Source organism: Roseibium sp. SCP14, assembly GCF_040329475.1.
GTDB lineage: Bacteria > Pseudomonadota > Alphaproteobacteria > Rhizobiales > Stappiaceae > Roseibium.
Genome location: NZ_JBDZYH010000004.1, coordinates 252,412 through 264,042 on the forward strand (window position 1 = coordinate 252,412; position 11,631 = coordinate 264,042).

At 56.4% G+C, this 11,631-nt stretch carries 10 protein-coding genes and 1 riboswitch; of the genes, 6 read left to right on the forward strand and 4 right to left on the reverse strand.

Going from position 1 to position 11,631, the window contains the following annotated elements:
• The first annotated feature begins 215 nt into the window (after positions 1 to 215).
• On the forward strand, positions 216 to 2,513 hold the full coding sequence (locus tag ABLQ08_RS18165) for a xanthine dehydrogenase family protein molybdopterin-binding subunit (protein WP_352944853.1): 2,298 nt from the start codon (positions 216 to 218) through the stop codon (positions 2,511 to 2,513).
• Between the two features lie 122 nt (positions 2,514 to 2,635).
• Here the strand turns inward: ABLQ08_RS18165 and sbmA are convergent, their stop codons facing one another.
• Positions 2,636 to 3,649, reverse strand: a complete 1,014-nt coding sequence (gene sbmA / locus ABLQ08_RS18170) for a peptide antibiotic transporter SbmA (RefSeq protein WP_352944855.1) — start codon at positions 3,647 to 3,649, stop codon at positions 2,636 to 2,638.
• A gap of 378 nt (positions 3,650 to 4,027) precedes the next feature.
• Between sbmA and ABLQ08_RS18175 the strand changes: the two genes are divergently transcribed.
• Positions 4,028 to 5,029 carry a DMT family transporter gene (locus ABLQ08_RS18175; protein ID WP_352944857.1) on the forward strand — a complete coding sequence of 334 codons (1,002 nt, stop codon included), beginning with the start codon at positions 4,028 to 4,030 and terminating at the stop codon, positions 5,027 to 5,029.
• Positions 5,030 to 5,070: 41 nt separating this feature from the next.
• Here the strand turns inward: ABLQ08_RS18175 and ABLQ08_RS18180 are convergent, their stop codons facing one another.
• Positions 5,071 to 5,481, reverse strand: a complete 411-nt coding sequence (locus tag ABLQ08_RS18180) for a hypothetical protein (RefSeq protein WP_352944859.1) — start codon at positions 5,479 to 5,481, stop codon at positions 5,071 to 5,073.
• 47 nt (positions 5,482 to 5,528) lie between these two features.
• A complete protein-coding gene (locus tag ABLQ08_RS18185) occupies positions 5,529 to 5,765 on the reverse strand; it encodes an Lrp/AsnC ligand binding domain-containing protein (protein WP_352944861.1) in 237 nt (78 codons plus the stop codon).
• 136 nt (positions 5,766 to 5,901) lie between these two features.
• Positions 5,902 to 6,012: riboswitch (TPP riboswitch) on the forward strand.
• 68 nt (positions 6,013 to 6,080) lie between these two features.
• Between ABLQ08_RS18185 and ABLQ08_RS18190 the strand changes: the two genes are divergently transcribed.
• The 4 genes from ABLQ08_RS18190 to ABLQ08_RS18205 all read left to right on the forward strand — a co-directional run bounded on the left by ABLQ08_RS18190 (position 6,081) and on the right by ABLQ08_RS18205 (position 10,756).
• Entirely contained in the window at positions 6,081 to 6,854 is a 774-nt protein-coding gene (locus ABLQ08_RS18190; protein ID WP_352944863.1) for a hydroxyethylthiazole kinase, read from the forward strand.
• Positions 6,855 to 6,886: 32 nt separating this feature from the next.
• Entirely contained in the window at positions 6,887 to 7,693 is an 807-nt protein-coding gene (thiD, locus tag ABLQ08_RS18195) for a bifunctional hydroxymethylpyrimidine kinase/phosphomethylpyrimidine kinase (RefSeq protein ID WP_352944865.1), read from the forward strand.
• 1 nt (position 7,694) lies between these two features.
• Positions 7,695 to 8,807 carry a TRAP transporter substrate-binding protein gene (locus tag ABLQ08_RS18200; protein WP_352944867.1) on the forward strand — a complete coding sequence of 371 codons (1,113 nt, stop codon included), beginning with the start codon at positions 7,695 to 7,697 and terminating at the stop codon, positions 8,805 to 8,807.
• Between the two features lie 620 nt (positions 8,808 to 9,427).
• Positions 9,428 to 10,756, forward strand: coding sequence for an OmpP1/FadL family transporter (locus ABLQ08_RS18205; RefSeq protein ID WP_352944869.1), 1,329 nt, complete (start codon positions 9,428 to 9,430; stop codon positions 10,754 to 10,756).
• A gap of 72 nt (positions 10,757 to 10,828) precedes the next feature.
• On the opposite strand, the gene ABLQ08_RS18210 is transcribed toward ABLQ08_RS18205, so the two are convergent.
• Complete coding sequence (locus ABLQ08_RS18210; protein WP_352944871.1) at positions 10,829 to 11,608, reverse strand: SDR family oxidoreductase; 780 nt, start codon at positions 11,606 to 11,608, stop codon at positions 10,829 to 10,831.
• Positions 11,609 to 11,631: the final 23 nt, after the last annotated feature.

Below are 11,631 nucleotides of genomic sequence, written 5' to 3' on the forward strand. Positions count from 1 at the left end.
AGCGTTTTTTCACCGGAAGGGAAGTGGCAACCGCGAGGTTTGCCTTGATGCGCGAAAACGGTATATTTCAGTCCATATCGCTCTCGTCTCGAAAAAGAAGCCGGGTACCGCGTACTGGAAACGGCCGTATTCGAACGCTATGTATGAGCTAAACCGTTGCCTTCGGTCTTCTGATTCCCGGGAAGTTCTTCCCAAAAAAATACAGGTCCAAATTCATGAACCAGATGGTCACTCCGAAATTCGGTGTCGGCGCGCCTTTGCGCCGCAAGGAAGATGAACCTCTCATTACGGGGCAGGGCATATACACCGCCGACTACACGCCGGAAGGCTGTCTGCACGGCTATGTCGTTCGCTCGGCAATGGCACACGCGAAGATCAGCGTCGAAAATGCCAACGAGATCCGGGAGATGGAAGGCGTTCGCCTCGTTCTGACCGGAGCCGAGCTTGCCGGCAAGACCTTGCCGATGATGGCCAAGCTCAAGCAGATTGACGGAACACATTTCGATGTCCCACCTCATCCGGTGCTGTGTTCGGATGAAGTGCGTTTTGTAGGTGATGCAATTGCCTTCGTCGTCGCGGAGGATCTCAACACCGCCAGAAACGCTGCCGAAATGCTCGAGGTCGACTATGAGCCGCTGGACGTGGTGATCGGTATCGAAAATGCGTTGGCACCGGATGCGGTCAAGGTGTGGCCGGAGTTCGACAGCAACGTTGCCTTTACGTTCGGACAAGGGCTTCACGCCAGGACCGAAGAAGCCTTCGCATCGGCGGACAAGGTGGTTTCCATCGATGTCGTCAACAATCGCGTGGTCGCCAACTACATGGAACTGCGCGGGTGCGTGGCGGAGTTCAATGCCGGCGACGGACGCTTCAAGCTCACGCTCGGAACGCAGGGCGGCCACGGCATGCGGGACGTTCTGTGCAAGATCCTGGAGCTGGAGGAAGACAAGATCCAGGTCATCACTCCGGAAGTCGGTGGCGGGTTCGGCACGAAAATATTCTGCTATCGCGAATATCCGCTGGCCATGATTGCAGCCAGAAGCCTTGGCAAGCCGGTGCGCTGGGCGGGGGAGCGGATGGACCATTTCGTCACCGATGCTCATGGACGGGACAATCTCACACACGCGGAGCTGGCACTGGATGCAGACAGCAAGATCCTTGGTCTGAAGGTCCATGTGAAGGCGGCCATGGGCGCCTATCTGCACCAGTTCGGACCGTTCATACCCTGGGTCGGGGTTTCCATGTCCTCAGGTCTCTATGACATTCCGGCCGTGTTCGCGAAGGTCGAAGGGGTCTACATGCACACCGTTCCGACCGATGCCTTCCGTGGAGCCGGACGACCGGAGGCGGCTTATTTGATCGAGCGACTGATCGACAAGGCGGGCGAGGAGACAGGACTCGGACCCGTTGAAATTCGCAAGCGCAACTTCATTGCCAAGGAACAACTGCCTTATACGACGCAGACCGGCCGTCTCTATGATACCGGTGATTTTTCCGGACATTTGGACAAGGCCATGGAAGTCGCCGACTGGGTCGGGTTCAAGGCAAGACAGGATGAAAGTGCCAGGTCAGGCAAGTATCGCGGCATCGGCATAAGTTCCTACATCGAGTGCTGCGCGTTTCCCGGCAGCGAGGAAGCAACGCTGGAGCTGAGCGCGGAAGGCAACCTGACGCTGCTGATCGGTACGCAAACCAACGGCCAGGGACACGCGACTGCCTATAGCCAGGTTGTTGCGGAGAAATTTGGCGTTTCCATTGAGGATGTCGAGGTGATCCAGGGCGACACGGACTTGGTCCGCAAGGGCGGAGGAACCGGCGGTTCCCGTTCCATACCGCTTGGGCTGCCGTCGGTTCGCGATGCCAGCAACACGCTGGTGAAGAAGGTCAAGGAGCTGGCTGCAGACCGTCTGGAGGCCGGGGTCGAAGATCTGGAACTGGAAAGCGGAGTGGTCCGCGTGGTGGGAACAGACCAGCAGATCACCCTGGCGGAGATTGCGGCGGAAGCAGGTGAGACGCTGATGGCGCGAGAGGAGGTCAACCAGACGGAGGCGACCTATCCGAACGGAACTCATATCTGCGAAGTCGAGATCGATCCGGATACCGGTGATGTCGCGATCGAAAACTATGTCATCGTCGACGACTTCGGTGTCACTGTGAATCCGCTTCTGCTGGCAGGACAGGTTCACGGCGGAACGGCATCGGCGCTCAGTCAGGCTTTGTGCGAGCACACGGTCTACGATGAAGACGGCCAGTTGCTCACCGCTTCTCTGCTCGATTACCGGATGCTCCGGGCGGCCGATCTGCCGGATATTCATTTTGAGACGCGGAACGTGCCGTCCACCACCAACGCCATGGGCATCAAGGGGGCCGGGGAGGCTGGCACGATCGGTGGCTGCGCATCTGTGATGAACGCCATCCAGCACGCGCTGAAGGATGGGGCAGGTGTGCGAGAAATTGTCGACATGCCGGCAACACCCTTGCGGGTCTGGGAGGCGATCCAGTCCGCGAAATAGAATTGTCGGCAACGATGTTCCAAGCACGAAAAGGCGCCTGTAACAGGCGCCTTTTTTGTTCTCAGCTTATGAGAACCCAATCTGGCCTCTCGCCGCTCGCAACAGTCTGGAAATGGAAGTTCCTATTCTGCGGGCATGGGGCGTGGTTCACCGCCATTGCGCTCATATTCCCAGATATGTTCCTCGAAGGCGCGAAGCCGCTTGTAGACCGACATCAGCTCGATGATCGTTCCCCATGAGTTCACCAGGAACTGGAAGGAGTTTTCGACCTGGCTGAAAGCAGAGCTGATGCGGGTCAGAATGCCGTAGGTGATCGCGCCGCTAAGGATAGTTGGTGCAAGTACGATAAATGGAATTAGCACCGCCCCCTGCAGATAGACCCATCTCGCCACGTCGAAATAGAGATAGTGGAAGAAGAGCCGGAAATAGTTCTTTCTAACGTTGGCAAAAAGCGAATTTGCAGTATGTGGATCAGCACGCTCAGGATGGTCTTCACCATAGACGAGCTCTTTGCGGTAAGCCGCCTCGACCTTCTGGTTCTGAAACTCGAGACCTGGAAGTTTTATGCCAACCAAAGCCAGAAGAACTGTCCCGAAAGCCGCCGAAATGAGCGCTGCGAAAACAAGTGCACCGTCAACCTTCCCCAATAGTGGCAATTCGGTAATGTGTTCAGACAGTTGCCAAAGGATAGGGAGAAACGCGACGAGCGTCATGATAGAGCGCATGAAAGAAACGCCCAGGCTTTCCATAATTCTCGCAAATCGCATTGTGTCTTCTTGAACACGTTGCGCTGCACCCTCGATGTGGCGGACGGCGTGCCAGTGCGACATGTAATAGTTGTTCATGGCAGTGCGCCAGCGGAAGATGAAATGCTTGATAAAGAACTCCAGCAACACGGCAACGGTTATCAGAACCGTGGCGATTTCAGCGAAATCTAGAATGCCCTGCCAATAGTCTTTTGATTCAACGCTGCCTGGTGTTTGGAGCGCCTTTTGTATCAGGTCGAAAAAAGTGCCGTACCATTCGTTGATCCTTACCGACTGTTGAACCTTGAACCAGGTCACACTCAGGATCAACGCAGAACCCACCCAGGCCCAAAGGAACCAGCGGCGGCTTAAAAAATATGAACGGAACATTGCAAGTCGTCTCTCGAATCGGAGTTTTCCAAGATTATAAGTAGCTAGTGCACCTGAGGGAGAATACCGAGAGGTATTGAGGCAGTTGTGAAGAGATTTTAGGACCCAATCTTCCTCACGCATGTCTTCCCACATGGGTGCCATGCAAGCAAAAAACGGCAAAACTGCGCCGCGATCAATTGCAATATTCTGCACATGGCGTGATACTGGCGGCTCCAACCAATCAAACTCCCGCCCAACTCCACTCCTATTTCGGCTTGGACTTTGTATTTTTCGGCTGCTCTTTTCAGCCGCGGGTGGTCTTTCAGTGGCTCCTCTCGATCCTTCGGACCGGCGCGTCAGGGGAGTGGAACTTTGCGCCGGCCCCGGATGACATTCATGGCGTTCACCAGCCTCAAATCCCGTTTTGCCGGTCCAGCCGCACCCGCAGGTATGACACGTCAGGCTCCACTGCTCGGCATCTCTTTGAAGCTGGCCTCGACGCTCACGTTTTTCGTCATGGCAACCGCGCTGAAGATCGCTGCGGAGACCGTGCCGATCGGACAACTGGTGTTCGCGCGAAACTTCTTCGGACTGTTTCCGGTTCTCTTGATGGTCGCCTTGCGCGGCGAGCTTGGCCTGGCGTTCAAGACCCGCAACCCAAAGGGGCATCTGACACGGGCGACCGTCGGCCTTTCGGCCATGGTCTGCTCGTTCACCGCGCTTTATCTGCTGCCGCTTCCGGATGCGACCGCCATCGGCTTTGCGACGCCGCTGATCGTGGTCGTGCTTGCGTTCTTTCTTCTTGGCGAACAGGTCAGGATCTATCGCTGGAGCGCCGTTGGGGTAGGGTTCCTGGGAATTCTGGTGGTGCTGTCACCCCATCTCGGCGAAGGGCAGCTGGACAGTACCGCAACGCTCGGTGCGCTTGCTGGGGCGCTGGGAGCAGGGTTCGCGGCTCTTGCGATGATCACCGTCCGCAAATTGTGTGAAACCGAGCGTACCTCCACCATCGTGACCTGGTTTGCAGGTGCGTCCACGGTGCTTTCGCTACTCACGCTGCCGCTCGGATATGTTCTACCGGGACACACTTGGGTAGTCCCGGATCTTTCAACGGCAGGCCTGCTGGTTCTGATCGGACTTGCCGGAGGCGTCGGCCAGATTCTCTTGACACAGAGCTATCGGTTTGCCGATGCCTCTACCATCGCCCCGTTTGACTATGTCAACATGCTGTGGGCGATCCTGGTCGGCTGGCTGGTGTTTTCCGAAATCCCCGTGCCGGAAGTGGTGATCGGTGCCCTGATCGTCATCGCCGCCGGGGTGTTCGTCATCTACCGCGAACATCGGCTCGGCCTCGACCGCACCAAGGCGCGCCGTGCGTCTTCGCCGTCGAAATCATGACAATGAGAAGCTTTCGGGTCAGGAAAGGCGAAAGTGGCTTTCTAGGGCTTATAGTGGAAGGTCTCGACAGCGCTCTTGGAGCCGTCGGGAAAGACCAGCTGCACGCTGATTGAGTTTGTCGAGCCTGCGGGCAATTCAATATACGGTTTTTCCTTCAGAACCGCATTGGGGTTGTCCGGATCGCATGCGTCCAGTTCCCACATCTGGTCCAGAGGGCCATCATTCAGACCGTAAAAGACATAGTCGATCCCGCACTTCCAGGCTTCCAGATGGGTGAAGTAGATCAGCTGCTGTCCTTCCCAGTCGCGAAAGGAAACCCAGCTTGCCTTGGTCACGTCCAGTATCTGCTTGATCTGTTCAGGCGGCATGCCTTGCGCATTTGCCGTTGGAGGCGGAGCAAGTGAAAAGACACCCAGGCCGATGACAAAGGCGGAAACTTTCAAAAAATGCATGCTGACCTCCAATGGCTCCGGATGCGGGGAGAGCGTCAGGCGAAAAACTAGAAAGCCTTGAACGTAATGATCGTCTTGGTGTCCTGAATACCGTCGATCGGGTGGACCTTTTCATTGACGAAATGTCCGATATCGGCATCGTCATCGACATAAAACTTCACCAGAAGATCATAATCGCCACTGGTGGAATAGACTTCCGAGGCAATTTCCGCGTCGGCGATCGCGTTGGCAACCTGATAGGTCTTGCCCAACTGGCATTTGATCATAACGAAAAACGGGGTCATGCGATGCTCCGGAAAAGAAAACGTTGCGGAATGATGCCCATGGACATCGCCTATCTGTTGTCCGCAGTCAATCACTGATGCAGCCTGCGACCATTGTACAGTCTTGCAATGACGGGTTCGCCTTGTTAGCAGTGCAGATATCTCATGGGGGTGCCCGGCGATTCTGGATCGGGCTGAGAGGCGGAAGGCCAACTCCTTGAACCTGATCCGGGTGATGCCGGCGGAGGGATTTGAGATGCAGATTGCCAGGGCATTCACAGCTCTCCCTCTTGAACAGTATTCCGGTTTGCAGCCGGAGCCTTTCGGAGGAGATGCATGAACCTGTCCATCGCTGCTTCCACACAGAACCTGTCGGCGGAAACCGTCTTTGACCTGTTGATGAGGGTTCGGCAGAAGTCGCCCCGTATTCACGCGATCACGAATGCTGTTGCGCAAACCTTCACGGCCAACACCTTGCTGGCGCTTGGCGCCGTTCCGTCGATGACGATCGCCAAAGAGGAAGTCGCCGGTTTCGCTGAAAGCGCGGATGCTCTTCTCGTCAATCTAGGGACACTGGACGAAAGCCGCCGGGAAGCCATTCCGGTTGCCATCAAGGCTGCGAAGGCGGCGGGGCGTCCTGTCAGTATCGACCCGGTCTTCGTGAACCGGTCTCCGGTGCGTTGCGCGTTCGCAAAGGAGTTGATGGACTTCCAGCCGGACCTGTTGCGCCTGAACGAGGCGGAAATGACTGCACTTTTTCCGCAAAGGTCCGACGCCGATGCGGTGATATCGGCCGGTACCGTGCTGGCTGTGACGGGCGTTGAAGACAAGATTGAAAGCCAGGGTGAGGATTTTCGCCTGCGCAACGGTCATCCTCTCATGGCCCGCGTAACCGCCACCGGATGTGCCGGTGGCGCCGTGCTGGCAGCCTTTGCCTGTGTGGAGACGGACACCGCTCTGGCTGCGGCCTGTGGACTGTCGGTCTTCAATATAGCCGGAGAACTGGCCGCGAGCCGCGCGGGAGGTCCGGGAAGCCTGGTGCCGGAACTTCTCGACGCCCTTTACTCAATCACGGCGAACGATATCGAAATGCGGCTGAAAACGGCCTGATTTCCTTTTCTCATTCAAGAATGGAGAGACACATGACCGCCATCGCGGTGACCATAGCAGGATCCGATTCCGGTGGCGGGGCCGGGGTCCAGGCCGATCTCAAGTCGTTTTCGGCAAATGGCGTCTACGGTGCCAGTGTGCTGACCGCCCTGACGGCGCAAAACACTCTCGGGGTGAGTGCCATTCATGACGTCCCGCCCGCTTTCGTACGTGCCCAGATGGATGCGGTCTATTCGGATCTGAAAGTCAACGCTACCAAGATCGGCATGCTTTCAAGCGTCGAGATCATTGAGGCCGTTGCCGGTGGATTGGAGGCGCTCGACACCGGACCCGTGGTGCTTGACCCCGTGATGGTGGCGGCGTCCGGCGACCCGTTGCTGGTCGACAGCGCCGTATCGAGCCTGATCTCCGTCCTCGTGCCGCTCGCTGATGTCATCACACCAAACCTTCACGAAGCTGCCCGGATGCTGGAGACCGAAATTGCGGCCAATGAGACCGAGATGCTCTCGCAGGCAGAGAATCTCCTGAGGCTCGGGTGCAAGTCCGTCCTGCTCAAGGGAGGGCACGGAACAGGTGAAGAAAGCGCTGACCTGTTCTTCGATGCGGTCGGCAATGCCATCTGGTTGCATGCGGAGCGCATCCAGACGAACAACACACATGGAACCGGGTGCACGCTTTCATCGGCAATCGCAGCGGAGCTCGCCAAGGGCAGCGATCTGGAAGGCGCAACGAGAGCTGCCAAGAAATACATCCATGCTGCCATTTCGGCGGCTGACCAGCTCGAGATTGGAGCCGGTCACGGCCCCGTCCATCATTTCTATCGCTTCTGGAGCATGTGACATGTCAGAAAAATCTCACCTGTCAAAAAATATGATCAATCGGCGGTCGTTACTCGGGAGTTCTGTTGCCGTCGGTTCCGCAGCACTCGCAGCTCCGGCGATCGCCGAAGAAAAGGCCACGATAGAGTGGAAAATGGTGACATCCTGGCCAAAGAACCTGCCCGGGCCTGGAGTAACCGCTCAGCGGATTGTCGATCAGGTCGCCAGAATGTCCGGTGGCCGTTTCCAGATACGGCTTTATTCAGCCGGGGAATTGGTTCCCGCGCTTGAGGTTTTCGATACGGTTGCAGCCGGCACGGCTCAGATGGCGCACACTGCGTCCTTCTTCTGGCAAGGCAAGATACCCGCCTCGGTCTATTTCACCGCAATTCCCTTCGGTCTGCTGCCGCATGAACATATCAGCTGGATTGAGCAGGGTGGCGGGCAGGCTCTCTGGGACGAGCTTTACGCGCCCTTCGGCCTGAAGCCCGTTATGGCTGGAAACACCGGTGTTCAAATGGGTGGCTGGTACAAGAAGCACATCAATGGTCTTGATGACCTGAAAGGTCTGAAGATCCGCATGCCGGGACTTGGAGGCGAGGTCATGCGCCGGCTAGGGGCAACGCCCGTCAGCCTGCCTCCCGGCGAACTGTTCCAGGCGCTTCAAAGCGGTGTTCTGGATGCCACAGAGTTTCTGGGGCCCTGGTCGGACCGGGCCATGGGTTTTCAAAAGGTCGCCAAAAACTACTATTCTCCTGGTTTCCATGAACCCAATGGCACCGGTGAAGCGATATTCAATCAGGTTGCACTTGATGGATTGCCGGAAGAGTTGCGGGCCATTGTCCTGGAAGCCTGCAGAGCAGAAAACGGACGAGCCCTGGCGGAGAGCGATTGGGAAAATGCAGGCAGCCTGCAGCTTCTTCAGGAAGAAGATGGTGTGACCGTCAAACCTTATCCGGACGAGGTGCTGAACGCATTGCGCGAGACTACAGCTATCGTACTTGCCGAAACGGGTGAGCGGGATCCACTCAGCAAACGGATTTATGAAAGCCACATGGCTGCCAGGCAGCGCCTTGCTCCTTGGAGCGACGTTGCCATGCGCCGTTTCATGGCTGCCCGTGACGGCAGCAGCTGACAGTGTCCGCCGCGGTGCCTGTCACCGCGGCAATCGCTCAGTGCGGAAGGGCTCTTTTCCCTGATTTTTGGAAGAGCGTTGCCCACTCTGTTCGTGGAACGCCGATGAAAGGCAGTTCAGTGAGTGCCGTGAAACGACTTTACGGACCCGGAAAGTCAGCATTCGGAATGAGGTTAGTGTTTTTAAGTGTAATCTAGAGTGTAGTTTTTCATCTCTTTTCCAATGATTGCCCTTTATTCGCGATTGTCTGAAATACGGAGGAAGCGCCAGGATTTGTCCCACAATATGTCCACATTCCCTTAGGAAACGTGTGGCAAAGCCGCAACGTTGCAGGAATTAATTACGTAAACGGAAACTCGTGAGGTTTCTGCCTATTTTTTAGGCAAGTGAGCCGGAGTGTGTCAGACTGGTGACGAACAACGCTGGAACGCGAGGTTTTATTGGGTTTTGTGGAGTTGATTTCTCTGGAAATCCTAGTTTTACAAGTTATTTTGCAGTGCGGCATAGGAATTGGTCAAGCAGTTTTAGTTTTTTAGAGAGTTGAAACAAGAGGCGTTCTTCGGAAATCCTGTCAGCAGAGTTCATGATTCCTCCGGTGGGAGGGGGACGGGAGAAAACGCATGGTCTGGGCCAAGAATAAAGCACTTCTAATAACAACTTCAGCAATCGCTCTATCCATGGTTGCGGGTGCCGCGCATGCAGGCGGGTTCGCCCTGCGTGAGCAAAGTGCCTATTATCAGGGAACCTCTTTTGCGGGAAATGGTACGACCGGAGACTCGATCTCCTCGATGTTCTGGAATCCGGCTACGCTGACGGGGGCAGGGCACGGGCTGACCGTTGAATCCCACAGCGCCTTCATTGTTCCTCAATCCGATATTGACGGAACTTTCACGCCGCAGGGGCTTGTGAACACTTTGACAGGTGGTTTCGGAGGCAGCAGTGCGCCGAGTGGCGATATTGCGTCAGACGCCTGGATCCCATCGACTTACATGAGTTACGGGCTCAATGATGACTGGTATTTCGGCTTTGCAATCAACACTCCATTCGGTTTGTCGACAAAGCCTGAGCAAAGCTGGGCCGGTCAGTACTATTCGCGTTCCTCGGAAGTCTTTTCCGTGAATGCGAACCCGACTGTGGCCTATAAGTTCAACGATATGTTTTCGGCAGCGCTCGGTCTTCAGGTCGAGTATCTTCAGGTGCGCCTGAAGTCAGCCTATCCTTTTGCGGCGTCCGTGACTTCCACGGTTCCGACCTCTGAGGTGAAGGGCGGCAGCGTGGGCTTTGGTGCGACGGCCGGTGTTACCATCAAGCCAATCGAAGGGACAGAAATCGGTGTCGGCTTCCGCTCGGCTGTCTTCCATGAGCTGGAAGGTCATTTCATCAATCCGAACGCACCGGCTGTTGGTGTTACGTCCAGCCGCGCCGGGATCAAGGCGAACATCATCACGCCGGAAATGGTCACGCTTTCGGCCAAGCAGCGTATCACCGACAAGATCCGGTTGCTGGGTACGGTCGAGTGGACCAATTGGAGCCGTCTGGGAACCGTTAAGCTCAAGGGCACCGACGGGACGACAACAAATCCGACCGGATTGCCGGACCTGCATTTCAACTATGAAGATGGCTGGTTCTTCTCGGTTGGTGGTGAATACGATTGGAACGAACAGGTTACCCTGCGCGCCGGTGTCGGCTACGAGCTGTCCCCGATCGATGAAGACATTCGCTCCACCCGCCTGCCGGACAATGATCGCCTGTGGCTGTCTGCGGGCATGTCCTGGAAGCCGTCCGAAAAGCTTGCATTCGACCTTGGTTACTCGCACCTGATCCCGGCAGATACCAAGATCAACATTGGTCCGGGGCATCAGGATTACAACGCCAATATCGGAACCTACACCGCGTCGGTCGACAGCCAGGTGAACATCTTCTCTGCGTCACTTCGCTATAAGTTCTGATCACATTTCGACGTGTTGAAGAAAGGCTGGGGCGTTGTCCCGGCCTTTTGTCTTTCCAGAGTGTGGAAGCACTCAGAATGCTGCGGGATAGAGGCCGCCATCCATCAGGAGGTTCTGGCCTGTGATGTATCCGGCATGCCGGGAGCAAAGGAAGGCACAGGTCTGACCGAATTCCTCTGCGTTGCCGAAGCGCCGGGCCGGAATCTCGGCAGCTTGCGCCGCGCGGATGGCCTCAACGCTCTTTCCGGATTGCTGTGCGGAGCGCTCAAATCCACCCTTCAGTCGATCAGTGTCCATCTTGCCTGGAAGAAGATTGTTGATGGTGATGCCGTGTGGAGCAAGCTGACGGCAGACGCCGGCAAGAAACGCCGTGAGACCAGCGCGCGCACCACTGGAAAGATCCAGCCCTTCTATGGGCATCTTCACGGAAAGCGAAGTTATGTTGACAATCCTGCCGAAGCCGCGCGCCTTCATGCCCGGAACGACTGCCTGAATGAACTCAATCGGTGTGACAAAGTTCTGTATGGCTCCTTCCAACAGGGCTTCGCGATCAAGTTCGGAATAGTCGCGCCGCGGAGGGCCACCATTGTTGTTGACGAGAATGTCCGGGTCAGGGCATGCAGCGAGCAAGGCCGCCTGACCTTCCTTCGTGGAAACGTCTGCGGCAATGCTGGTGACATTGATCCCATGGGCCTCTCGCAGGGCTGCACTGGTTGTTGCAAGAACAGCTTCGTTCCGGCCGTTCAGAACAATGTCGCAACCGGCTTCCGCCAAGGCTTCGGCGCAACCCTTTCCCAGTCCACGGCTTGAGGCGCAGATGATCGCCTTCTTTCCCTGGAGTCCCAAGTCCATGTTCTTTCTCCCTAAAAGGCTGG

Excerpts from the sequence above, each read along its gene's own strand:
- ABLQ08_RS18165 (WP_352944853.1), top strand. The coding sequence starts at position 216 with ATGAACCAGATGGTCACTCCGAAATTCGGTGTCGGCGCGCCTTTGCGC.
- sbmA (WP_352944855.1), bottom strand. The coding sequence starts at position 3,649 with ATGTTCCGTTCATATTTTTTAAGCCGCCGCTGGTTCCTTTGGGCCTGG.
- ABLQ08_RS18175 (WP_352944857.1), top strand. The coding sequence starts at position 4,028 with ATGGCGTTCACCAGCCTCAAATCCCGTTTTGCCGGTCCAGCCGCACCC.
- ABLQ08_RS18180 (WP_352944859.1), bottom strand. The coding sequence starts at position 5,481 with ATGCATTTTTTGAAAGTTTCCGCCTTTGTCATCGGCCTGGGTGTCTTT.
- ABLQ08_RS18185 (WP_352944861.1), bottom strand. The coding sequence starts at position 5,765 with ATGACCCCGTTTTTCGTTATGATCAAATGCCAGTTGGGCAAGACCTAT.
- ABLQ08_RS18190 (WP_352944863.1), top strand. The coding sequence starts at position 6,081 with ATGAACCTGTCCATCGCTGCTTCCACACAGAACCTGTCGGCGGAAACC.
- thiD (WP_352944865.1), top strand. The coding sequence starts at position 6,887 with ATGACCGCCATCGCGGTGACCATAGCAGGATCCGATTCCGGTGGCGGG.
- ABLQ08_RS18200 (WP_352944867.1), top strand. The coding sequence starts at position 7,695 with ATGTCAGAAAAATCTCACCTGTCAAAAAATATGATCAATCGGCGGTCG.
- ABLQ08_RS18205 (WP_352944869.1), top strand. The coding sequence starts at position 9,428 with ATGGTCTGGGCCAAGAATAAAGCACTTCTAATAACAACTTCAGCAATC.
- ABLQ08_RS18210 (WP_352944871.1), bottom strand. The coding sequence starts at position 11,608 with ATGGACTTGGGACTCCAGGGAAAGAAGGCGATCATCTGCGCCTCAAGC.